This window comes from Pseudoalteromonas sp. JSTW (assembly GCF_013423925.1).
Taxonomy (GTDB): Bacteria; Pseudomonadota; Gammaproteobacteria; order Enterobacterales; family Alteromonadaceae; genus Pseudoalteromonas; species Pseudoalteromonas lipolytica.
In genome coordinates, this window is the sequence record NZ_CP058973.1 from 410,487 (window position 1) to 435,428 (window position 24,942).

General features: G+C 41.7%; 21 protein-coding genes. 10 read left to right on the forward strand and 11 right to left on the reverse strand.

Annotated features, from left to right (window positions below; genetic code table 11):
• Nucleotides 1-29: 29 nt before the first annotated feature.
• From GZH31_RS18140 to GZH31_RS18160, 5 genes are all read left to right on the forward strand, one after another.
• Nucleotides 30-1,235 (forward strand): aspartate aminotransferase family protein, encoded by a 1,206-nt coding sequence (locus GZH31_RS18140; RefSeq protein ID WP_065979022.1) that lies wholly within the window; start codon nucleotides 30-32, stop codon nucleotides 1,233-1,235.
• Between the two features lie 47 nt (nucleotides 1,236-1,282).
• Nucleotides 1,283-2,317 carry an arginine N-succinyltransferase gene (astA, locus tag GZH31_RS18145; RefSeq protein ID WP_036972072.1) on the forward strand — a complete coding sequence of 345 codons (1,035 nt, stop codon included), beginning with the start codon at nucleotides 1,283-1,285 and terminating at the stop codon, nucleotides 2,315-2,317.
• 27 nt (nucleotides 2,318-2,344) lie between these two features.
• Nucleotides 2,345-3,817, forward strand: a complete 1,473-nt coding sequence (gene astD, locus GZH31_RS18150) for a succinylglutamate-semialdehyde dehydrogenase (protein WP_118845270.1) — start codon at nucleotides 2,345-2,347, stop codon at nucleotides 3,815-3,817.
• Nucleotides 3,818-3,857: 40 nt separating this feature from the next.
• Complete coding sequence (locus GZH31_RS18155; RefSeq protein WP_118844849.1) at nucleotides 3,858-4,661, forward strand: DUF1338 domain-containing protein; 804 nt, start codon at nucleotides 3,858-3,860, stop codon at nucleotides 4,659-4,661.
• A 379-nt stretch (nucleotides 4,662-5,040) separates the two neighbouring features.
• Nucleotides 5,041-6,264: a type III PLP-dependent enzyme gene (locus GZH31_RS18160; RefSeq protein ID WP_118844848.1), complete on the forward strand. Its 1,224-nt coding sequence runs from the start codon at nucleotides 5,041-5,043 to the stop codon at nucleotides 6,262-6,264.
• A gap of 139 nt (nucleotides 6,265-6,403) precedes the next feature.
• On the opposite strand, the gene GZH31_RS18165 is transcribed toward GZH31_RS18160, so the two are convergent.
• The 3 genes from GZH31_RS18165 to GZH31_RS18175 form a co-directional block, all read right to left on the reverse strand.
• Nucleotides 6,404-9,385, reverse strand: a complete 2,982-nt coding sequence (locus GZH31_RS18165) for a TonB-dependent receptor (RefSeq protein ID WP_036972078.1) — start codon at nucleotides 9,383-9,385, stop codon at nucleotides 6,404-6,406.
• Between the two features lie 275 nt (nucleotides 9,386-9,660).
• A complete protein-coding gene (locus GZH31_RS18170) occupies nucleotides 9,661-10,941 on the reverse strand; it encodes a flavohemoglobin expression-modulating QEGLA motif protein (RefSeq protein ID WP_036972081.1) in 1,281 nt (426 codons plus the stop codon).
• Nucleotides 10,942-11,019: 78 nt separating this feature from the next.
• Nucleotides 11,020-11,880, reverse strand: a complete 861-nt coding sequence (locus GZH31_RS18175) for a redoxin domain-containing protein (RefSeq protein WP_180311909.1) — start codon at nucleotides 11,878-11,880, stop codon at nucleotides 11,020-11,022.
• Between the two features lie 193 nt (nucleotides 11,881-12,073).
• Between GZH31_RS18175 and GZH31_RS18180 the strand changes: the two genes are divergently transcribed.
• From GZH31_RS18180 to GZH31_RS18200, 5 genes are all read left to right on the forward strand, one after another.
• Nucleotides 12,074-12,334, forward strand: coding sequence for a DUF3081 domain-containing protein (locus tag GZH31_RS18180; RefSeq protein ID WP_036972083.1), 261 nt, complete (start codon nucleotides 12,074-12,076; stop codon nucleotides 12,332-12,334).
• 7 nt (nucleotides 12,335-12,341) lie between these two features.
• Entirely contained in the window at nucleotides 12,342-12,638 is a 297-nt protein-coding gene (locus tag GZH31_RS18185) for a hypothetical protein (protein ID WP_051501861.1), read from the forward strand.
• Between the two features lie 81 nt (nucleotides 12,639-12,719).
• Nucleotides 12,720-14,315, forward strand: a complete 1,596-nt coding sequence (locus tag GZH31_RS18190; protein ID WP_036972087.1) for an AbgT family transporter — start codon at nucleotides 12,720-12,722, stop codon at nucleotides 14,313-14,315.
• Between the two features lie 245 nt (nucleotides 14,316-14,560).
• Nucleotides 14,561-15,394, forward strand: coding sequence for a Solitary outer membrane autotransporter beta-barrel domain (locus tag GZH31_RS18195; protein ID WP_180311910.1), 834 nt, complete (start codon nucleotides 14,561-14,563; stop codon nucleotides 15,392-15,394).
• 236 nt (nucleotides 15,395-15,630) lie between these two features.
• Nucleotides 15,631-16,149 (forward strand): protein tyrosine phosphatase family protein, encoded by a 519-nt coding sequence (locus GZH31_RS18200; protein WP_075593237.1) that lies wholly within the window; start codon nucleotides 15,631-15,633, stop codon nucleotides 16,147-16,149.
• A 14-nt stretch (nucleotides 16,150-16,163) separates the two neighbouring features.
• Here GZH31_RS18200 and GZH31_RS18205 read toward each other — a convergent pair whose 3' ends face one another.
• The 8 genes from GZH31_RS18205 to GZH31_RS18240 all read right to left on the reverse strand — a co-directional run bounded on the left by GZH31_RS18205 (nucleotide 16,164) and on the right by GZH31_RS18240 (nucleotide 24,940).
• Nucleotides 16,164-16,670: an Sbal_3080 family lipoprotein gene (locus tag GZH31_RS18205; protein ID WP_036972093.1), complete on the reverse strand. Its 507-nt coding sequence runs from the start codon at nucleotides 16,668-16,670 to the stop codon at nucleotides 16,164-16,166.
• A 24-nt stretch (nucleotides 16,671-16,694) separates the two neighbouring features.
• Nucleotides 16,695-18,941, reverse strand: coding sequence for a DUF5916 domain-containing protein (locus tag GZH31_RS18210; RefSeq protein WP_374027202.1), 2,247 nt, complete (start codon nucleotides 18,939-18,941; stop codon nucleotides 16,695-16,697).
• Nucleotides 18,942-19,143: 202 nt separating this feature from the next.
• On the reverse strand, nucleotides 19,144-20,445 hold the full coding sequence (locus GZH31_RS18215) for a DEAD/DEAH box helicase (protein ID WP_036972099.1): 1,302 nt from the start codon (nucleotides 20,443-20,445) through the stop codon (nucleotides 19,144-19,146).
• A gap of 138 nt (nucleotides 20,446-20,583) precedes the next feature.
• Nucleotides 20,584-21,390, reverse strand: a complete 807-nt coding sequence (locus tag GZH31_RS18220; RefSeq protein WP_257473727.1) for a MipA/OmpV family protein — start codon at nucleotides 21,388-21,390, stop codon at nucleotides 20,584-20,586.
• Nucleotides 21,387-22,613 (reverse strand): beta-ketoacyl-ACP synthase, encoded by a 1,227-nt coding sequence (locus GZH31_RS18225; protein ID WP_118844844.1) that lies wholly within the window; start codon nucleotides 22,611-22,613, stop codon nucleotides 21,387-21,389. Before GZH31_RS18225 ends, GZH31_RS18220 begins: the two co-directional genes overlap by 4 nt.
• Nucleotides 22,613-23,338, reverse strand: a complete 726-nt coding sequence (gene fabG / locus GZH31_RS18230) for a 3-oxoacyl-ACP reductase FabG (RefSeq protein ID WP_065979018.1) — start codon at nucleotides 23,336-23,338, stop codon at nucleotides 22,613-22,615. Before fabG ends, GZH31_RS18225 begins: the two co-directional genes overlap by 1 nt.
• Nucleotides 23,335-23,790, reverse strand: coding sequence for a 3-hydroxylacyl-ACP dehydratase (locus GZH31_RS18235; RefSeq protein WP_065979017.1), 456 nt, complete (start codon nucleotides 23,788-23,790; stop codon nucleotides 23,335-23,337). Before GZH31_RS18235 ends, fabG begins: the two co-directional genes overlap by 4 nt.
• Nucleotides 23,783-24,940, reverse strand: coding sequence for a beta-ketoacyl-ACP synthase (locus tag GZH31_RS18240; RefSeq protein WP_065979016.1), 1,158 nt, complete (start codon nucleotides 24,938-24,940; stop codon nucleotides 23,783-23,785). Before GZH31_RS18240 ends, GZH31_RS18235 begins: the two co-directional genes overlap by 8 nt.
• Nucleotides 24,941-24,942: the final 2 nt, after the last annotated feature.

The following is a 24,942-nucleotide window of genomic DNA, read 5'->3' on the forward strand; positions in this document are numbered from 1 at the left end:
TCATATTAAGCCAGATTTAGGTGCAACACATGCAAGTAACAAGAGAATTATTCAACGACGTAATGGTGCCAAACTATAACCCTTCAGAGGTTATCCCAGTTCGTGGCGAGGGTTCACGCGTGTGGGATCAAAACGGTAAAGAGTTTATCGACTTTGCAGGTGGTATTGCAGTGAACTGCTTAGGTCATTGTCACCCTGCCCTTGTTAATGCATTAAAAGAGCAAGGCGAGAAAATTTGGCATTTATCAAATGTAATGACGAACGAACCGGCATTGCGTTTGGCTAAGAAGCTCACTGATGCGACCTTTGCTGATAAGGTTTATTTTGCAAACTCAGGGGCAGAAGCAAACGAAGCAGCTTTAAAACTCGCGCGTCGTTGGGCATTAGATGTACATGGTGAACAAAAGAATCAAATTATTGCCTTTAATAAAGGCTTTCATGGCCGTACATTTTTTACTGTTACGGTAGGTGGTCAAGCGGCGTATTCTGATGGCTTTGGTCCAAAACCAGCTGCCATCGATCATTGTGATTACAATGACCTTGCTGCATTTGAAGCGCTTATCAGCGACAACACATGTGCGGTTATGATGGAACCTTTGCAAGGTGAAGGCGGTATTATTTCACCAACTAGCGACTTTGTTAAAGGGGTCCGCGCATTATGTGACAAACACAACGCACTTCTCATTTTTGATGAAGTACAAACGGGTGTTGGCCGCACAGGCGCTCTATACGCTTACCAAGATTTAGACGTAACACCTGATATCCTAACAACAGCAAAAGCACTGGGTGGTGGCTTCCCTATCGGTGCCATGATCACCAAAGCTGATATTGCCGAGCACCTAAAAGTAGGGACACATGGCTCTACTTATGGCGGTAATCCATTAGCGTGCGCTGTAGCTGAAGCGGCATTCGATACAGTTAACACACCAGACGTGCTTGCTGGAGTTAAAGAGCGCGAACAACTTTTACGTGATGGCTTAAAAGCCATTAACGAAAAATACGACGTATTTAGTGAAGTACGTGGTAAGGGTCTATTATTAGGTGCAGTGCTTAACAGTAAATATGAAGGCCGTTCTCGTGACTTCCTCGTTGCAAGCACTCAGCACGGTTTAATGAGCCTAGTTGCTGGCACAAATGTTGTGCGCTTTACGCCTTCTTTAGTGATCCCACTTGAAGATATCAAAGAAGGTTTAGCACGCTTTGAAAAAGCGGTTGCAGACGTTGTAAACGGTTAATCCAAGTTGGCGTGCTGTTAATTCAGCACGCCATCGGAGAGCAATGAATGCAAGTATTACGTCCAATTACTGCAAATGATTTTGCAGCTTTAAAGCAAATTGCCATTGAATCGGGCCATGGTTTTACCTCACTCCCGGTTGATGACAATTTATTGCTAGAAAAAATTGACCGCGCTGAACGCAGTTTTGCCAAAGACATCAACAAACCACATGATGAAACCTATTTATTTGTTTTAGAAGACAGTAAAACCGGTCAAGTCATTGGTACCACAGCCATTGAGGCTGCGGTAGGTATGTCGGTCCCACTTTATCATTATCACTTAGGTAAAACAGTCCATCATTCTCGCACACTTAACGTGTATAACACGGTTGATATTTTGAGCATGTGTAATGATTACACAGGCTGTTCCGAAATTTGTACCTTATTTTTACGTGAGCAAAACCGTAAAGGGTTAACCGGACGATTTTTATCACGCTCGCGCTTTTTATTTATGGCGCAGCACAGTGAGCGTTTTGCAGACACCGTTATCGCAGAAATGCGCGGTGTCAGTGATGAAAAAGGACATTCACCCTTTTGGCAATGGTTACAAGAACACTTTTTTAGTATTGAGTTCCCACAAGCAGATCACTTAGTGGGCTTGGGCGATAAAGTATTCATTAGCGAACTCATGCCAAAATACCCAATTTATGCCAACCTTTTAAGCAAAAAAGCGCAAGCTGTGATTGGTAAAGTGCACGAAAAAACCAAACCAGCACTCAAACTACTCGAAAAAGAAGGGTTTGAGCATCGCGGCTATGTTGACCTATTCGATGCAGGCCCCACGGTAGAAGCAAAACTTGGCAATATTCGCAGCGTTCGTGAATCACAGGTATGCCCTATTACCATTGCTGAACTGGCGCATATAAACGAAAAAAGCTCAGACACATTGGCAATCTGCAATCAAGGTGTGAATGACTTTAGAGCCACATTCACAAAGCATGCTCATTATAACCACGCGAAACACACGCTTATTGTCAGCCAAGAAGTGGCCAATGCACTTAAATTAAAACAAGGGGATGCAGCGCGATTTTTCCGCCTGTAGCCGCTTAAGGAGATTACGGTGAGTCAAATAACTCAAGATACGCAATTAATAAATAACCAGTGGCAGCATGGTCTAGGCCACGAGTTCAACTCTGTTAACCCAAGCAATGGTGATATTGTTTGGCAAGGCAAAACAGCCACAGCAGAGCAAGTGGATGCTGCCATAAAAGCAGCACGAGAAGCACAACTAGACTGGGCAGACAAAACCGTTGATGAACGCATTGCAGTATTAGAGCGCTTCGCAGACCAATTAAAAGAACATAGCGAAGAGTTTGCAACAATTATTGCCCGTGAAACAGGTAAGCCATTATGGGAAACGCGCACTGAAGTAGGCGCGATGACCGGTAAAATTGCTATTTCAGTTAAAGCATACCACGAACGTACTGGCACAACCGAGAACCCAATGCCAGGCGCCAAAGCGTTTATTCGACACAAACCACACGGTGTTGTCGCAGTGTTTGGCCCTTACAATTTCCCTGGTCACTTACCAAATGGCCACATTGTTCCTGCTATTTTAGCGGGTAATACCGTGGTGTTTAAACCTTCTGAACTGACCCCCCATGTTGCAGAGTTTACATTAAAACTGTGGCTAAAAGCCGGTTTACCAGCAGGTGTCATCAACCTTGTACAAGGTGAAGTGGATACTGGGATTGCCCTTGCCAGCCATAAAGATATTGATGGTTTATTCTTTACCGGCAGCTCAAACACAGGTCACCTATTACATAAACAATTTGCAGGCAACCCAGGTAAAATTTTAGCGTTGGAGATGGGCGGTAATAACCCGCTTATTGTAAAAGATGTCGCTGATATCAACGCTGCGGTTCACGATATCATTCAATCAGGTTTTATTACCTCAGGTCAACGCTGTACCTGTGCACGCCGATTATTCATTGAGAATACACAAAATGGTGATGCTATCTTAGACAAATTAGTGGCAGCAACTAAGCACATTGTCGTCGCAGATAGCTTTAGTGAAGAGCAGCCATTTATGGGCGCAATGATCAGCGAAAAAGCAGCGCTTGGCATGGTTGCTGCGCAGCAACAACTTATTGAAATGGGGGCAACTCCCCTTGTTGAACTAACACATCTACAACCGGGCACAGGCTTTGTAAGCCCAGGAATTATTGATGTGACGAATGTAAAAGAGATGCCTGATGAAGAGCACTTTGGACCACTCATCAAGGTATATCGCTATACAGACTTTGATAGCGCGATTGAAGAAGCAAATAACACCGCATTTGGTTTATCTGCCGGTTTATTAAGTGATGCAAGTGCAGACTATGATCACTTCTTAAAACGTATTCGTGCTGGTATTGTTAACTGGAATCGTCCAATAACAGGGGCTTCTAGCGCCGCACCGTTTGGTGGTATTGGGGCAAGCGGAAACCACAGAGCAAGCGCATACTATGCAGCAGACTACTGTGCATACCCTGTTGCTTCTGTAGAGGCCGACAAAGTTAACTTACCTCAAACCCTTGCGCCGGGCTTAATTATTGAATAATTGATTGGCGGTCTTACCGCCTTAAATGAAGGAATTTAAAATGCACACAGATGTAAATGCCCTATTTGAAAAACTATGGGATAACTATTTATCAGTTACGCCTTCGGCAGTGAAAGTTCATGAGTTACTGGGTTCGACACAAAAAGATGATGTAATAAACGACCACATTGCATTACGTACTTTTAACCATGAAAAGATTGGCCTCGAAAAGCTCGCAGCCCACTTCTTAGCCGTGGGCTATAAAGAGTGTGGTGAATACCACTTCGAAGCAAAAAAACTGTATGCAAAGCACTATGAACATTCAGATCCGAAACAACCTAAAGTGTTTATTTCTGAATTACTTGTAGAGCAATGTTCAGCAGAGTTACAAGCCATTGTTAACGACATGGTAGAAAAAATTGATGCCGATGCCGTCACTGCTGATAACTTTTTATACTCAGGGACTCATTGGCAAGTAAGCTCAGACACTTACAAAAAACTATTAGCTGAGAGTGAATATGCAGCGTGGATGTCAGCATGGGGCTACCGTGCCAATCACTTCACAGTTAGCATTAACGAACTTGCCAAGTTTGATAACATTGAGAGCGTAAACCAAGCATTGAAAGACGCAGGCTTTGCACTCAATACCTCTGGCGGTGAAATTAAAGGCTCACCAGAGGTACTTCTTGAGCAATCATCAACTTTAGCTGATGACAGTGAAGTAGAATTTAGTGATGGTAAAATGGCAGTACCAAGCTGTTTTTACGAGTTCGCGCTACGTTATCCAAAACCCGATGGCGAACTTTACACGGGCTTTGTGGCGGCCTCTGCTGATAAAATATTTGAAAGTACCAATGCACGCTAATTAGCGGCAAGGTTCTGCAATTATAGAATTGATAAATCCCCTTTTTAAAGGGGATTTTTTTCGTTTAACAAACAATATTAATCCATAGAATAAATATTATTAATCGATTTATACCCTTGAAAAATAACAATAAAAAATTATTTTTATTTTCCTAAAAAATTTTATTGCACAAATAAAAAACCAGATCTATTATCTCGCTGCTTCTTGATGATAGCCAATCCGAGTACATTACAAACCCTGTTTGTAGCAAGGCGATAGAGCAACTATCCAAGAGTGAATTTGATTGCACACCCTTTATAAATATGTGCGCTTTTAATGACACTCAACTGACTCGGACTTCCATTTTTACCGAGCGGTTGCTTAATTGCCGGAGAGTAAAATGGCTATTTCAACACTTACACAAGACTTAACAATCAAAGTACCTGCAGCTAAGGTTGCTGCAAACCAAACATTACATTTTGCACAACCGTCGAATCAACTTATTGAGCAATTAGTTGCACAACACGGTGCCCCGCTAATGGTTTTAGACTGCGAGTCTGTTCGCCAACAGTACCGAGCTTTAAGCCGTGCTTTGCCGGGTGTGACTTTATACTTTGCACTGAAACCACTCCCGCATGCTGCTGTTGTACGAACTTTACTTGAAGAAGGTGCAAGCTTTGACTTAGCAACCAGTGGGGAAATTGATTTAGTTGCAAACCAAGGCGTGCCCAGTGAGCGTACTATTCACACTCACCCAATAAAACGCGATGCAGACATTCGTGATGCACTTGAATACGGTTGCAATGTGTTTGTGGTTGATAACATCAACGAACTCGAAAAGTTCATTGCATACAAAGACGACGTTGAACTTCTTGTTCGCTTAAGCTTTCGTAATGCAGACTCATTTGCTGATTTATCGAAAAAGTTTGGTTGCAGCCCTGCAATGGCGATTGACATTATTACCTACGCACAGCAACTGGGTATTCGTATTAAAGGTTTATCGTTCCATGTTGGTTCGCAGACAGCAAGCCCAAGCAAGTACGTTACAGCAATTTCAGCATGTAACCACGTAATTAATGAAGTGACAGCGCTGGGATTACCTGCATTAAGCACGCTTGATATTGGTGGCGGTTTCCCTGTGCCTTATAACAAAGATGTACTGCCTATTGATGAGTTTTGTGCGCCAATAAACGACGCGTTAGCGCAATTACCAGACACCGTTCGTGTAATTGCTGAACCCGGCCGCTTTATTGTTGCCGGTGCCGTCACCAGTGTTGCATCAGTCATGGGTCAAGCTGTACGCGAAGGCAAACCATGGTATTACTTAGATGATGGTATCTATGGCTCATTCAGTGGTTTACTTTTTGACGAAGCGAGTTATCCGATTGACTCATTAAAACAGTCAGGCGAGCGCGTAGAATCGGTACTGGCAGGCCCAACATGTGACAGTATTGACGTAGTAAGCGAGTCAATTATGCTACCAAAACTAAACAACGGTGATTTAATCATCAGTCGCATGATGGGTGCATATACATTAGCAACCGCTACCGACTTTAACTTTTTTAAACGTGCAGAAGTCATTGTGTTAAACGATGTTGTACACGTTGATGCACTAACAGGTTAACAAGTTCCTCGACAAAGCATGCAAGGCAAACATGCTTTAACTCTACAAAACGCAGCTGCTCATTCCAGCTGCGTTTTTTTATTAAAAAAGCCTTTTCAAATGAAAAGGCTTTAATTATTAAACGACTTAGAGTGCTGTCTTAAAACTTAAAGCTTGCGCTTAAACGAACATAACGCGGCTTTTGATAGTTAGTTGCTAACAAGTAATCTGGGTTAGCTGCACCTCGATAACCACCAAAATCCGGATCATATGCTGAAATAAATTCTGCAGTTTCATTGTATTCCGTTATTTCATCATTGTTGAATACATTGAATACATCCGCTCTAAATGTTAAGTCATGCTCAGAAATTTTCATGTTATATTGCAGACTTAAATCTAGGTTCCAAGTGTTTGGTGTGCGTCCTGCACTGCCACGAGGCACTAGCTCACCGTCTTTATAGAATGCTTCTGCACCATATAAAGATGCAAAGGCATCAGTTGGGTGTAGACCAAATGCTCCATAAGGACGACCAGTACGCCAGAAGAAATTAGAACCCATTGTTAGGTTTTCTGTAATTTCATAAGCAAACTGCATCTTAACCTGATGGCGTCTGTCATTTGGTAAGTTACCAGACGCACCATCCGTTAAGCCTGGTTGGTCAAAGTTAGTTGTTAAACCAGCATCGGTCTGTTCATTATCTGAACGAACATAACCTTCATTATTACCCCAGCTATGTGACCATGTGTAGGTAAAGTCTAACATCCAGCCATCAGCCCATGCTTTATTGAAGTTCACATCAACAGCACCATACTGACGCTCAGCTTTAGGATAGCCTAAATCTGAATTTGGAATCGTGTAGGCTCCGTATGCAAGTGGACCATCGCCATCAGGGTCAGTGGTAATTGTTACGTCTTCACCTGGATTTGTTAGTACATAATAATGGAAACCATCACACATGGTACATGAACTACCAAACTCTCGCTCAACATAATCGTTAAAGCCTTTATCGATAGCGATATCTTCTAATGAGCTTTTCAAGTCACGGTATGTTGCTTTTACACCCATACTCCAATCTTCAGTTAATACCGTTTGGAAACCTAAGATAAACTCATCTTGATACATTGGCTCAATGTCAGCGTTAACTGTTTCATCCGTGCCTTTTAACGTACCATCAGCAAGGATATCTTTTGCCGACAATGCTTCTCCAAGAATAGGCGCCTTCGAAATATCATCTGCAATTCCTAACACTTCGAAAAACTGACGAGTGTACAGTTCATCACCAGCTAGACGAATGTTGGTATTTGTTGCAACTGGTAAGAAGTAACGACCGTAGTTTGCAAATACTTTAAACTCGCCTTCACCGAATGGGTCCCAACTTGCACCTAAGCGCGGCGCCCATTGATCTGACACATCAACAAATTTTTGATTTTCTTTATTATAGTTTTCGAAGGTTTCATTACGTAAACCAAGTGATAGGGTTAAGTTATCGGTCACTGTCCACGTATCAGTAATATAGTATGCAGAGCTTTTCGTTGTGAAATCACCGTTGTTTATATAAAACTCTTGGCGAACCACACCACAGCTAGACGGATCACCGGCTTTCACAGCATCTAAATCATCACAGCCTTGATAACGATAAGCAACACCACCTGAACGTTGAGTATTCTCAGTAGAATCAAGCTCTTCATAATCTAGACCAAAACGTAGTGTATGAGAATCTGTCGCATACCAGTCAAAATCAAGACGATATGCAGTACGTTTATCTTCTTGTAAACTAGGCGAGCTTAAGGCCCACTCGCCTAAATCAGTACCGCTAAAGCGCTCGTAAACCATAGGGTATTCACCAAACGGACTCGAACCAGCGTTTACATTACTGTAGTTCGCTTCGTTAATTCCACCCATCGCACTGACCGTTAAAGTGTCAGATAAAATACCTGTGTATTTTAATGAATAAGTCTTACCACCGCGTTTTAAAGTATAGTCACCTCGACGGCTAGTAATTTGACTTGCCTCTGGATCCCAATTGTATTTAATACTATCAAGATCACTTGAACTATCCCAACCCGTGAACTCTAAGATGTGATCATCTGTAATATAGTAATCAAGTTTAAGTGCTACAAATAAGTCGCCTGACTCACGTTCATACTTATTAGAAGTTGATGCATAGTCAGAGACACGTTCGTTGTAATTAACTAAACCAAAAAAGAATAACTTATCTTCAACAATTGAACCGCCAGCCCATAAGTTATAGTCATTTTCACCAACTTTACGCTGACTTTGGTCGCCATTAAAATATTCAGTGCCGTAAAGATCGACCCCTTCCTCTGTACGATATGTTTGTGGAATGTCTTCTGCCATTGAGCTTGGCTCGAAATAGGTGCTCGCACCCCATACAAATTCATTTGTACCACGTTTGGTTGTCGCGTTGACTACCCCACCAGTAGAGCGACCAAATTCTGCAGAGTAGCCACCGGTTTTAACTTCAAATGTATCGTAAAATTCAAATGGTACATCTGCACCACCTAAACCGTTTCTGAAGTTAGTTACGTTCATGCCATTCACATAGTAACTATTTTCACCCACTGACGCGCCACCAAATGATGCTAAATTACCGAAACCTGCATCACCTTGTGTCGTTCCTGGCGCTAATAATGCAACTGAAGTTACATCACGTGCGACTGGTACGCGTGCCAATAATTCTTGGTCAACAAAAGTAACAGACTCACTTGATGAAACATCAATTGAACTAATTCGATTACCCATCACTTCAATCACTTCAGGTTTTTCTCCTGATGCGTATAGCGTCACAGGTAAACTTGTTTTAACACCCATATTGATTCTTAAACCAGACTCTTGAGCCAGTACATAACCGTCTTTTTTTACAGACACGGTATAAGAACCCGTTGGTAATAGAGGAAAACGGTATGAGCCATTTTCTGATGTAACAAGTGTACGTGTTAGGCCTGTTTCTTCATTTTTTATTTCTATTACAGCCCCTGACAATTGCTGACCCTGGCTAGATTCCACAACACCTGTTAAAAAGCCCGATGATGCACTATCTGCAGCCATTACATTGTGTGCGCTCAATGCACCCATAATAGTCAACGCTATTATGCTTTTTTTATAATTATTAAATCCCATTTGGACACCTCTCGTTATTGTTACCAAAATGTAACATATCTTTTCTATCACTATATCGTTTACAACAACAGTAAGATGAGTAACAAAAATAAAAACATAACGTTAGCATCATGTAAATTAGCGAAAAGGAGGTTATACGGGGGCTGTAAGAAAAACCAGGCTGTTTACATAAAAGAAACAAAAGTATATATCGTAAACAAAAATTTACGATATATACTAAATTTAGATGGAATTTGCTTTATATAATTATTGCATTACTTTTGAGTTTTTTATTCTTAAATAAACAAAGGTTTATAGTCATTCTCAAGTTGTTCAAATGACAAGTTGCCAATAAAACGCCCGAAACTGAGCCACGTGGCTAAACCTCTTAAATCTTTGAAATGTGGAGGAATAAATTTAGGATCTTCAATCACTCCTAAGTCATGTAATTGTGAGATAAGCCTAAAATCATCAATTGAGATTTTACCGACTAACAATAAATGTAATTGATCAATGCGACCTAACTGAATTGCAACACGGATCAAGTTATACACCAACACAAAACCTTTAATGTAAGCAATGTCTTTCGTAAATGGCAGACCCGTTGCTGTGCTTCCTCTAAAGACACGTTGCGTTAACGTATAGCTGTCGTCTTTACTTAGCCCTTGCGCAATATAATCTCGATAAATATCAACAAACTCTGCACCATCAATTACTTTGGTAATACCTTGAATACGATTAACTAATTTAGCTAACCGCCTTGGTGTTGACTTAAGCGTAATTATTTCTGTCAAAACAGCTAAGCCTTCTTGGGTAACTGTTGAGCTTGGCGTGCCCTTACTTAAACAGGTTAAATAAGGTTGAGCTAAACCATTTTGCGTGGTGCCAACGTGGATCCAGCCTTCATGCACTTCAAGAATATCAAGTTCTCGTTGTGAGAATTTCACATCTTGATTCAGCTTAATATTGTCAGCCCCTGCTGCTGCATCACTGACAATACCATCACTTAAAATAACTTCTACATTTATACCCGGCATACTCTGCTTCACTTGCTCAGCCAGAATCTTTACCGCATCCACTGCCTCAATATTTTTTGGGTCATCGGGTAAAATGTCTGCATCAAGCATGCTTTTAAGGGGTTGTTCTAACATCGTAGCCAATTCAGCAAGCGAAGGCTCACCCGCATGGAATAAATCTTTTGGGTGACCAAATAACTCCACCGACAGGTCATGAAACTCTGGGGTTCCACGATATTCAATCATACTAAGTACGGTTTTATACTCTGTGCACATTTTACTCATGTACTGTGCAATAGGATTTAACTGACCGAGTTGACTGATGATATCGCGGTTAAGATCTGAAAATGCTCGGCGTAAATCACTTGGCACAAAACCAAGGTCACGCTGTTGGTAATAGGCTTGGTCAACAGTCGGGTTTTTTTGACATTTATGTTTAAAAAACTCTTCTTTGATCTGTTTATCCCAATTAATCGCATCAAGAATTCTGATCGGAGTTTGTAGGGCGATTAATCGGTCAGATAATTCGCGAGTTTTTGTTAATAATGCCTTATCAATCATGCTTTAAGCTCACAAGTAAATGAGCTTTGAGCATAGGCTAAATTCAGTGAATTACAAAGCAAATTCGCAGCGTTTTGACTAAAATTTTTCGCGTTTTGCAACACGCTTTCCATTCTCAAAGATTAATAAACTTGGCACCGAATTTATCCCATATTCAATAAATAAATCATTACCATAGTCAATTGAAACCGGCATATTGGCAGTAAATTTTTTAACATACTCAGCGACCGCATTATGGTCTGTCCAAAGCTGGCTCACTTTTACTTCCACATCAATTCCCTGTGCTGCAAGTTCATTAATGTACTTTTGAGCAAGTACACATTGCTTGGCCATTTGTGGACGGGTATCAGCTAAATACCAATCGCACCACGTTGTTGTAAACAACACCGCTTTTTTAGCGTCTTTGGGGATCACTAATTGCGTGCCACTCTTTTGCTTTTCATTAAGCAGCCTTACTTTATCAACTCGGCCATTGTGCGAGAGTAACCGTAACGTATTATCGAGTGGCTGATCGGCATCATGCCCTTGAAAAATCACATTTTGGTTATTATCAATTAAGACATGAAAAGGCGAACCTAAAAACTCATAATGCTTTGCAACCTTCGCTGTATGGTCTGTGTACATAGGCATTGTGAGTGAAAACTGGTTTTCAACTTTCGCAACGGCATCCGCGTTATCATTAAGGTCTATATTGATAGCGATAAACTGAATTTTATCACCGTACTGTTCATAACTTCGTTGAAAATGTGGCATTTGCTGCATACAAGGTTTACACCACGTGGCCCAGAATTTTAAGTAAACGGGTTTTTGTCCAAATAGGCTATTAAGACTAACCTCTTCGCCTGTGTGGGTTTGTAAAGTGAGTGGAGGTTGCGCTGACAACGGACTTCCTATACTCATAAGTAACATGAATAAAATTGTAATAGCTAAACGGCTCATACGGTCACCTGCAAATAGAAAACAGTTTAGTGGTGGGGTGTCGCTAAGGTATTGTAAATTTTCGACACCCACGGCACTTTTTTTGTTTTTTAATGACCTAACGCAAAACACTGGCGTATGAATATTCACATTACACAAAATAGCACTAAACTTTTTATAGGTATTTAACGTACTGAGAATAAAAGGAGTCATCATGAAAAATGAATTAGACGGTAAATTAATTCTTTCTGTTTACGAAAAAATTATCCAACACGGTGAAGACCATGAAGACGGCAAGCTCTATGAAGGCATTTGCGCTTTCTCTGATATTGATGGCTACACCGTTTACTTAAAAGGCAGTGGTGTTTTGCTTCGCTTTGGTTTTCATAATACTTATCACCTTGATTACCAACATGAGAAGAATAAAGACGACTTTATAAAGAAAATTCAATTTATTGCTAACGAGGAGCACTAACTTAACAATGTCGCGACGTGTAAAAGCTGAATCAAAGCAGCAAGTTGCTTACATAAATGAGGTAATTAGCGCACTGAAGGATGATCCTCGTAAGTTAGACATCATTCGTAAAAACTTGGACTTTTATCGCGAACAAAGCTTTCTCAAACGAGGTTTCTTGCTAGCAATAGAACGTTTCGATTGGGTCTTTGAAGCCAGTAACGGTGTAGACGAAGTGTGTGCGCAAATTCTTGCCGATGATTATATCGGTAAACGTTTACGCCGTTATCCTTTGCTGTACAAAGGGGTAATCAACCGCACTTAAAACATATCTTATCGCTAAAAACATGACCCAGAGGTCAAAAAATGCTAGGTTAACGCCATTTTGTAATTATGAGAACTGGATATGTCAAAAGCAGTAGATTCACCAACCACAAACGATGGTGATAACAATGGATTGTTTAACAGGTTCCTAGCGACTGTCGAATTTTTAGGGAATATGCTCCCCCACCCAATCACACTCTTTGCAATGTTTTGTGTAGCAATTATTGTTTTTAGCGGTGTTGCAGATTGGTTTGGATTAAGTGCCATAGACCCGCGCCCCGAAGGTGCCGCTGGCCGCGATCCTGATGGTGTGATTGAAGTAGTCAGCTTACTTAGCGCTGAAGGCTTGCAACGTATTGTGACAGGTCTTGTAACCAACTTCACCAGTTTCGCCCCGCTGGGCACTGTATTAGTTGCTCTGTTAGGTGTCAGTGTTGCTGAACATTCGGGACTACTCTCTGCAGCAATGCGCGGTATGGTCATGGGTGCATCAAAACGTTTAGTCACGTTTATGGTGGTCTTTGCGGCAATATTATCAAATACTGCATCTGAGCTTGGTTATGTTGTATTAATTCCTTTAGCCGCAATGATTTTCCACAGCTTGGGGCGTCATCCATTAGCAGGTCTTGCTGCAGCATTTGCAGGGGTATCCGGTGGTTACAGTGCGAATCTATTGCTAGGTACGATTGATCCACTGTTAGCGGGTATTACGACACCCGCTGCACAAATGATTGATCCAAATTATCAAGTAGGCGCCGAAGCTAACTGGTATTTCATGATGATTTCGGTATTCCTAATCGCTATTTTAGGCACTTTCGTTACCGAAAAGATTGTTGAACCACGCTTAGGTAAATACAACCCAGAAGAAGCAAGTAATGACTTACCTAAAAACGATATCGCAGGCTTAACGGCAAAAGAAAAATCAGGATTAAAGTGGGCGGGTGTCTCATTATTGGTTGTATCGCTGTTACTTGCATGGACCATTGTTCCTGACGATGGCATTTTGCGTAACCCTGAAACAGGCTTAGTTGCACACTCACCTTTCTTAAAAGGTATCGTGGTTTTTATTTTTGTCACGTTTGGTATTCCTGGATTTGTCTATGGCCGAGTTGTCGGCACGATGAAAAACGATAAAGACGTCATCGATGCGATGAGTAAAAGTATGAGCTCTATGGGCATGTATATCGTCTTGGTGTTCTTTGCAGCTCAATTTGTTGCCTTTTTCAAATGGACTAATCTAGGTACTATTTTAGCTATCAATGGTGCTGCACTTCTGCAAGCTTTAAACCTGACAGGCCCAGAGGTTTTCGTACTCTTTATTTTAATGTGTGCGCTAGTTAACTTGAGTTTAGGCTCATCCTCTGCACAGTGGGCAGTAACAGCACCTATTTTCGTACCTATGTTAATGCTAATTGGCTACGCACCCGAAACCATTCAAGCGGCATACCGTATAGGTGACTCTGTGACAAACTTAATTACACCAATGATGAGCTACTTTGGTTTAATTTTGGCGGTTGCCACTAAATACAAAAAAGACATGGGTATTGGCACACTCGTCGCCACTATGTTGCCTTATAGCATGATTTTCTTTGTCGGTTGGGTTGCCCTATTTTATCTTTGGGTATTTGTATTAGGCCTTCCGGTGGGACCTGAATCACCTATTTATTACCAACCTTAATCACGATTAACGTTTAAAAGCCAAGTAGAATACTTGGCTTTTTTGTTTCGATTGTTGTGAGGCTGTGTATATACTTCTATGATTATTACTCCTGTTCCTATCCTTTATTTTTTATGACGTTACCGATAAAAGTCTGTGCTTTACTATGCTGTGTAATGACTTTCAGTTTGCAAGCAAACCCAACCAAACAGCTTGAAACTGCCTTATCAACGTCTTAAGTACTTACTGATGGCGACAGTATTACCTTGGGGTTTGGTGATTTTGATCCTCAAAAAATATTTAACCCTCACTTTACCAATAAAGATGGCGAGAGCATTGCCCTTCGCAAAAAGTTGCGCTTATACAGTGTTCCTTTCTCATGGGAGGCAAAACAGCCCTACTATGAACATAAGTGGCATATAAACGGCTGGGTCAGTTATTTGAATCAAGCTGATTTCATTTCACTCTTTGACGAAGCCCAATCCGACTCTATTTCTGAAACTGTCTATAGCGCCACGTTTGGCATTAATGCTGAAAAAGCACTCGGCTCAAAATGGTCCTATATTATTGGCTTAAATAGCCACTACCTACATTACGACAATGACTACGATTATAACTCTCAGCAAAGCCGTGACGTATTAAAACCGCTAACCAACAATCTCTATACTAATTTAAACAGTAATGCGCTGGTGTTAAATCCCAGCCTGTCTATGGTTTATAGATTGCCTCGACATTGGGGCTATTATGAATATAAGTTAAATATTAATTATTATTACGGCTGGGCTTTATCACAACCTAACGAAATTGAAAGTGCAAAGCCTGAAACAACACGGATACTTAATGGCATAAAAGCTAAATTTAATATGTTCAAAGTGGGCCCCTTTGAACAAGCTTTCTACATTAAAGGGCAACGCATTGACTTAGGTGGAGACAGCCAAGCTGCGTTTGGCACTGATCACTTTTATGAATATGGCCTTGGCTTTTTGTGGGACAGCCGTCACTGGACCTCATGGTTCGATAATTTTGGTATTGGTATCAATATTCATAGTGGGAGTAGTCTAGAGGGAGCCGCCATTGTGCTTTACTTCAATGAAATTTAGTTACTCAATTTTGATAGTTATTTCTCTTTTAAAGCACAACAATCAAATTTAAAACTAAGATGTACATTTTTAATCCGACAGATTAGAGTAAATACATAAAAGCAGTGTAAAAAGGGATGAAAACACATTTTTATCATCCTAAGTAACCACGCCTTTACTGAATAAGTCATCATAGACTGGGCATACGTGCGTGCGAACTGTTTATACCAAACATTAACCTAATTAAAAGAGACATTATGAATAAGCTCATACACTTAGCGTTATTCGCTTTACTGTCGTTTTCAACGATAGCCGCTCAAACAGACGTAACACAACTTGATATTTTAAACTTAAAAGCACAATCAGAGTCTGTTTATACCTCGGGTCAACCCAGCCAAACAGACTTTGCTAAGTTAAAAGACGTGGGGCTGCAAACAGTTATTAACTTACGCGGCGATAATGAAACTAGCTGGTCGGAGAAAGAGTTAGTAAGTGGACTCGGTATGAATTACTACCATATTCCAGTTCGTTCGAAAGCAGATATTACGCTTGAGAATGCCACAAAACTTCAAGCCTTACTGCAAACACATCAACAAGAAACCACATTATTGCACTGTGCTAGTAGTAATCGTGTCGGTGCCTTGGTTGCGCTTTATCATGCTGTGACACTTAAAAAACCGATAGATGAAGCAATTGAAACCGGTAAACAATGGGGCCTGAAAAGCCTTGAAAGTGTGGTAAGAAATAAAGTTAAAGAAGAGATTGGTCAGCCATAGGCTGACCAACTTAATTAGATCGCTGTTTTTTCTGATTTATTTTTGTTTTTGCTTTCAACTTGCTGAAACATCGCATCGACCAGTTCGATAATTTTATCATTAGCATCAATAAACTTATCTAGCCCACCACCAGTGCGGTAGCTTGCTTGAGCAATCGTTTCTTTTTGCTCAGGATCCATCACCCAAATATTAGCATACGCCATGTACAGGGCGAGATCCCAATGCCAATTAGCGACATAAAAAGCAACTGCATCACAGCCATCCGTGTTAGCCGATGTAATATCCGTTTGGTACGCTTGATGTTTTAAAACATAGTTTGCTGGGATAACACGAGTTTTCACGTTATGTTTGGCAAACCCTGATTCTAGCGCCGTTACGACACCCTCTTTAACAGCTTGATGCTCTGCAATACACACTGTTTTTGGTACTTCGGCTTCAAAATGTGAGACGTCTTGTTTTGCTGCACACCCAGCAAGCACTGTTGCTACCGCAGTAACGACTGATAACTTTAATAACTTCATTGTTTTCCTTACTTATAATTATAACTAAAGCTGCCATGCATAGCTTAGTTTTGTGAAAAATGTTCGTTGATCACGTTCTAGCTCTTTTAAAGAGTCATCCTGATAGCCTTTATCCGAATAACCTAAATAGAACAGGGTTTGTGAATTTATTTTGTATGAATACACTAATTGGCTGGCGAAATCACGGTTAATTTCACTCACGTTAGAAAAATAGGCATCTCTATCACGATCTATGTCTTTAAATTGCAATACCAGCTTGAGCATTGAGCGCATATTAAATTTATAATACACACGTAAATCAGTGAGGTTTGCAGTATAAACGCGTTCATTTTGCTCGTTATCAAGGTAGCTATAACTGTGCTCTAACTGAACTTGCCAGTGGTCATTAATATCCCAAGTCATTTCAGGCTCGACACGCACCATCGTGCCAAGTTGCGCATTGCTGTAGTCTATTTTGCTGCCATACAGAGCATACAGTAAAAAGCGGATATCGCGGATGGGCCTAAAACCGCCATAAATATAAGCGATGTTTTGATTAAAGAACTGCCCTGCGTAAAATTCATTGCGGTGAATAAAGCCGATTTCAGTCTGTGACTGCATTTTACCTTTAAAGGTAAAGAAGCCATCGTATTCTTCTTCGAGTAGGTCACCATTTTGTGCCCAAGTTTTATCCCACTCAGCATTATAGCTGTACTCAGTGATAATATCATCGGCATCACGATACCAGGTTTGACCGCCTCCGAGTTGAGCTTGTTTATAGTCAACTTTTGCTTGATAACCTAAGTCAGAGCGATACTCCTCACCAATGTTTTCATAGCTTGCATACAGTTCATAATCACGTTTGGTACGACTAAACTCTACTTTATAGGCCTGATCTGATTGCGTTTCTTCTAAGCCATAAACATCAACTAAAAAATCAGAGTTTTTTGTATCGGTTGTTGCAACTTGGTATTGCAAGCTGTCTGTTTGGTTAAACCAATAACTGCCATCGAGTGATAATACCGAGTTATGATAATCATCATTTTCCCGGTGTGTACTCATAACCCCAATAGTGCCTTTTTGACCAATATCAAATTGATAGCGCCCCACAGCGGCATGAGTTTTATCGCCTAGATTTGCAAAATATGAGCCTTGGTTGGTTGGTAATAACACACTGGTGTTGTCATCATCTGCATATATAAACCCATAGCTATGGTTACCGGTCTTGCCTGTTAACTTAACGCCTACGTCAGGCTCAGCTATTGTGCGTGTATATAACAACTCGAACTGACTGGTTTTAAAATAGGATGCTCCATCTAAAAAGAATGGGCGTTTTTCAGCATAATAAATCGAGTAAGTGGTGTTAACATCAAGTTCAAGAGAGTCCGCTTCAACTTGCGAAAAGTCAGGGTTAATCGTTGCATTAATCACTGCATCTTGTGTGACGCCCCAGCGTAAATCAAGGCCCGCTTCTGTATCAACATCTCCATTTTGCCAATCACCTGGCAGCGTATTTTTTGTATCATTACGAAGCGCAGTTAAAGTCGGGGTAAGCTGAATATTCATACTTTGTGTCATGTCAGCAAACCCTGTTAGTTTATCAAACTGACAAAAACTGCACTTTACATCACGGTCAAAGCCTACGTTAGACATTTGATAAAACACATCACGCGGATAATTACGCCAAACAGCCAAGCTCCAAGTCAGTTGTTCTTTACCTTTTGGAAAACGCAGTGCCGTAAAGGGAATGCGCATCTCAACCACATAATCCTCATCGGTAATTTGACCTGCACTATCCCAGATTGCATCCCATGATGGGTCTTCCACCCAATCGTCGATATCGGTCATGCGCATATCGCCTTGCGCACCTAGTGGGTTTACGTAAAACTCATAACCCGTTCGTTCGTCGTTAAAGGTATCGATCATCAGGGCAACATTATCGTCTTGCCACAGTGTATCTCTGTCACGAAGTGCTGCACGAATTTGTGATGGGTCAGGGTCTTTAGCAATAAAGCCAACGTACAAGTATTGGCCATCTTCATACAGGTAGGCATCGGTGTGTACCGGTGGCGTGCCCTTTTCATTAGGCTCATTCTGATATTTTAGCGGTACTTTTGTTGCTTGTTGCCAATGAGCTTCATCCATAACGCCATCAACACTGATTGATTCTTTAATATGCGCTAAAGCAAACTCCACTTTGTCGCTAGCCGTTGCTAGCGAAGAAATACTGACGCAACTGAAAATTAGGCAGGATTTTACAACACGGGTTATTATTTTTTTTAAGTACAGCATAAACATCCATTTAGACACGTGCGCACAAATTACACGACTTCATTGATTAAAAAAGCAATTGTAATTCAACAAGGTACACTTGTTAATAACAAACCACTCTTTTAACCATAAAAATTAACAAAAACACTCCTTTTGGACTAGTTTTAGGTTCAAAAAAGCCCCATGGCCGAAAGGCGATGGGGCTAATTACGACCAATAAACGCTATTTTTTTAAGCTAAGTTTATTGCCTTTAAGTGATTTTCTCACTTTAGCAATACGCGAGCGGTTCTTGGCTCTGGCTTCGCCGGTTGCCTGCCCTGATGGCTTATTGCTTCGGCTACGACGTAAATGAGATGGCTTTTTACCAATTTTGTCGATCAGGACTTCACGATTACTTACTTCATAACCCGGCAGCACTATACGGTTAATACGTTGACCAATTAACTTTTCAATATCGAATAACGTATTCTCTTCTTCGCGACTTACAAATGAGATTGCCTGTCCCGGTTTACCAGCACGTCCTGTACGACCAATACGGTGTACATAGTCTTCAGCAAGCCAAGGTAAATCAATATTGATCACTCGTGGAAGGCCTTCAATATCAATACCACGAGCTGCGACTTCAGTTGCAACAAGCACACGTACTTTACCTTCTTTAAATTCACGTAGTGCACGACGTCGGTTACCTTGGGTTTTATCACCATGGCACACAGCCGCAGGAATACCATCAAGGTTCAATTCTTTAACGAGCTCATCGGCCGTTTCTTTCATGTTGACGAACACTAACACTTGCTGCCAATTTTTCTTACCGATCAGTTCTGAAAGAAGCTCTTGTTTACGGCGCTCTTCAACAGGATAAACAACGTGCTGTACGGTTTCTGCTGTACTGTTTGTTTGATCGACACGAATAATTTCAGGTTGCTTAAGAACTTTGCTTGCAAACTGTTTTATCGCCGCGGGGTACGTTGCTGAAAAGAGTAAAATTTGACGTGTTTCATCACAGCCGTTTATAACCGTTTGCATATCAGTTATAAAACCCATATCGAGCATACGGTCTGCTTCATCAAGAACCAAGTGCTTTACATTTGCTAAGCTGATATTACCCAAACGAAGATGATCTAATAAACGACCAGGTGTCGCCACAACGATATCAACACCCGCTTTAAGATCGTTTGCTTGTCCGGCTAAATTAACACCGCCAAATAAACACACTGTTTTTAGTGCCGTGTATTTAGCAAACGCTTTAACGTTATTGGCGATTTGCTCAGCAAGTTCACGCGTCGGAGCAAGCACAAGTGCGCTCGGCGCATTGTTATCACTTAAGGTTGATTCAGATAATTTTTGAATAAGTGGCAGCGCAAACGCAGCGGTTTTACCGGTGCCTGTTTGTGCGCTAGCAAGTACATCTTTCCCTTTTCGTACCGCAGGAATTGCACTGCGTTGAACGGGAGTAAGCGTATGGAAATTAAGTTCTTCTAATGCCTGTAAGAGCTCAGAAGAAAAACTAAACGATTTAAAGTTCATGCTGTATAACCTGCGGCCATCATATCAAGGGTCGCAAATTATACAGAAAAAAAATGACTTTAGTTAGTTATTACTTCACTAAAGTGCCTTTTAATAAAACAAGTAAGGGTGATCGTCGTTTAATATGTGCCGCACTCATTAAAAATGCTTACGGTAGAATTTCCACGCAACACCAAAGCCAATAGACACATTATAGTCTTGCTTAACGAGCGGGCTTGCATGTTGCTGACTATTAGCAAGATGGTGATATTTAACAAAGCCACCTAGCCAGTAGTTAGGTGTATCGAAATGGAGCCCAATTGACACATCAGCACCTGAAAAACCTGAACGGCTTGCGTATATTTGCCGTGTTGCATTACTTTCTATTTCGTTAACCGCGTAGTAATAGTTCAAATAACGCTCTGTCGCAAAATTTACATTACCACGAAATGCGACTGAAAACTGTGAGTGTGCTTGCTCTAAAAGCGGTATGGTGTAATAAATATTGGGACCATAACGCCAACCTATATCATCTACATCACCAAAATCAGTCGCAATGGCTTTACGTACAAAGAGACTAAAATACATGTGCTCTTTGCTATTTGGTTCACCGATAACGTAATAATTTAAGGATGGCCCTAATTCAAACACCCAATCAAGGTCGTCCATGCCCTCGCGTGCTTTGTTATCTTTACTATCAACGGCTAAACCAACACCCGCCGATAAATCTAAATGCAGGTTTTCATGTTGCCACAGGTAACCGGTGAAGTTATTACGGTCAATGGCCATTTTCTCACTTTGATAGCGGAAATAAGGCACTGGAAGTAAATATTTTTCGCTCTCATCTGACCCTAAGTAATGGGGTATATCGGCATAAAATACCCCAGCCCCCAACTCCATTTTTGCTGCGCTGTACGCCTTTACGCTAACCAGAACTAAAATAACAACAACGCAGCGCCAGATCATGCTTGCCACTTCTTAAAAATTAACGATGTATTAATACCACCAAATGCAAAATTGTTAGACATAATATAGTCCGTACGCATTTCGCGGCCTTGTCCAGTTATGTAATCAAGGTCAGCACATTCAGCATCAACGTGGGTCAAATTAATAGTCGGTGCAAACCAGCTATCATTCATCATATTAATACTTGCCCATGCTTCAATTGCACCGCAGGCACCGAGTGTATGCCCTAAGTAACTTTTTAATGAACTAATTGGCTTTTTACCTAAAGCATTAAAGGTCGCATGAGATTCAGCAATGTCACCTCTATCAGTCGAGGTGCCATGAGCGTTAACATAGCCAATATCATCGGCACTTAACTGGGCATCTGCCAGTGCTAATTCAATAGCAACTTGCATAGTTTCGGCTGTAGGTTGGGTCACATGTTGACCATCTGAATTACAGCCAAAACCTACCAGCTCTGCAAAAATTGTCGCTCCACGAGCGACGGCATGTTCATACTCTTCTAAAATTAACGTACCAGCCCCTTCACCAATAACAAGACCATCTCGATGTTGATCAAACGGACGTGGCGTCTGTTTTGCTGCATCATTTTTTGTGCTGGTTGCATATAACGTATCGAAAACCGCCGCTTCGGTAATGCATAACTCTTCAGCACCACCCGCAACCATCACTTTTTGACGCCCAAACTTAATGGCCTCATACGCGTAACCGATTCCCTGTGAGCCTGAGGTACATGCGGAGCTTGTCGTGATTACTCTGCCCTTTATTTTGAAAAACACGCCCACATTGACGGGGGCCGTATGTGCCATCATTTGAATATAGCTGGTTGCTGTCACCCCGGTCATTTCGCCCGTTTCCATCATTTTGGCAAAGGCAAGCAACGGCGGCGTTGAGCCAGTTGATGAGCCAAACGCAATCCCTGTAGAGCCATCGGTTAAACTTGGGTGTTCTAACAGTCCCGCATCTTGTAAAGCATGCTCGGTCGCACAGGTCGACATTAAGGCAACTCGCCCCATTGAACGCACTTGTTTACGCTTGTAATGGCTGGGTTTTGTAAAATGAGTAACCGGCGCAGCTAAGCGAGTGTTAAGCTCTGGTGCGCTATCCCAGTCGGTCATGTACTGAACGGCGTTTTCACCTTTTTGCAAAGCGGCTTTAAATTCCCCCCAAGTATCGCCCAGCGCAGTAATAGCCGACATACCTGTAACAACAACACGTTTCATTACACCATTCCGCCATTAACCGAGATAACCTGACGCGTAATGTAAGCCGCATCTTCAGAGCATAGGAATGAAACGGTTCCTGCAACTTCGTTTACTGAGCCCATACGTTTTAATGGGATCATTTTTAGCATGTCATCGACGGGTAAATCATCGGTCATTGCTGTTTCAATAAGTCCAGGGGCAACACAGTTCACCGTAATTTTGCGTTTTGCAAGTTCTAGCGACAATGCTTTGGTTGCACCAATGATCCCCGCTTTTGCGGCACTGTAGTTTACTTGACCACGGTTACCCGCAATACCAGACACTGATGCCATAGTAACAATGCGGCCCCCTTTACGGGTTTGAACCATTGGCATTACCGTGGGATGAACCACATTGTAGAATCCATCAAGACCAGTGCGAATAACTTTATCCCAATCATCACCTTGCATCGCAGGAAAGGCCATATCGTTAGTAATACCCGCATTACAGATCACGCCGTAATATGCCCCATGTGCTGCAATATCTGCTTCAATTTGTTGTTTTGCCAGCGCCCGATCACACACATCAAACTGTAACAAGCTTGCATGACAACCATGCTCCCTGATTTCTTTACAAGTTTGCTCAGCCTCAGTCACACCACTTCGACAATGAACCGCAATATCAAAGCCATCTTTTGCTAATCGTAATGCGATTGCTTTACCTATTCCACGGCTCGAACCTGTGACTAAAATTCGTTTTGTCATTGATTTTCTCTTATAAACTGCATGGGGTCCTGAGGCTGAAACACATTTATTTTTGCTTCTGCTAATAATGTTTCAGCATCATGAATTTGACACTCAAACACACTCAACCCGGATTCTTCTTGATATAACCTTGCAACGGATACTTTTAACGTACTGCCGTTATTAAATACAGACTCATACGTTTTATACTTACGCGTCCCGATTAAAAAGCCAATTTGGACGGCATCGCCTCTGTCTTTTGCCAACGCCCCCGCATACGCAGCAATGGCTTGTGCCATATACTCACAGCCAATATAGCTGGCAACGCCGCGCAAACTCTCATCGTAAAAAGGGCTGTCAGGGCTGATATCTACTTCACAGCAGCCAGATTCATCGGTGTAACCGTTAAGACGATTGAGCAAAATCATTGGGGCACTATGAGGGACGACGTGCTCAATTTTATAGTTATTCATGCAGATGTCCTAATATTACACTGACATTATTGCCCCCGAAGGCAAAAGAATTCGATAAACAATAGCTAACAGATGCGTCTCTGGGCTGAGTTATTAGGTTAATGTCACTCAGGGATTCATCTACTTCTGCGTTATTAAACACCAAGCGCGTAAACTCAGGGTAAGCTAAATATAACCAACATAGGCCTGCTTCTAGTGCACCTGCAGCACCTAAAGTGTGACCCGTTAAATGTTTTGATGAGCTAACGGGCGTATTGTTGCCAAACACCTTACTGATTGCAAGTGACTCCATGGCATCATTTTGCACTGTTGCAGTTCCATGAGCATTGATATAGTCAATATCTGTTGCGAGTAGATTGGCATCATTAAGTGCTTTTTGCATTGCACTTATTGCACCCGAACCATCACTAATTGGCGCTGAAATATGGTGAGCATCGGAGCTTTCCCCCCCTCCTAAAAATGCCACTGCGTGATCATTGAGTTGCTCTTTACTCATCACAAACACGGCTGCTGCTTCACCGATATTAATGCCTTTTCTATCCTTACTAAATGGCTTACAAATTTCATCGCTAATTGAAGAGAGTGAATCAAAACCGTTCACTGTCAGCTGGCACAAGCTATCAACTCCACCACAAATAACCACATCGGCTAAGTCTGCACTGAGCAAGGCACGTGCACTGATCATTGCCTTGGCACTTGAGCTGCATGCTGTCGAAATGCTGTAACAGGGACCCGTTGCATCAAGTGTCTTTGCAATGTAAGCCGCGGGTGCGATGAGAGCTTGGTCGTAATAATTAAACTGAGCCGGCCATTTTCCTTCTTTAGCGTGTACTTTACGTGCCCTCTCCCCCTCTTGAATAGCAGCCGTGCTTGTGCCCATAACCACCGCAATCCGATCGCGTGAACATGTTACTTTTGCTAGCGTGTCGGTCAGTTGTGCCAAGGCTAAGTCAATAAGCTTATAGAATCGCATTGATTCTGTTAACGGTAACACATCCACTAACCCCACAAATGTTGGGCGCTGTTCAAAAACAAGTGAAGACACGTTTGTAAGTGTTTGAGTTGGCGCTTGACTGATGCGCGCCATGGTGTGCTTTTGCCCAACACCTAATGCACTCACAATTCCTAAATCATTGAGCCAAAATGGCATAA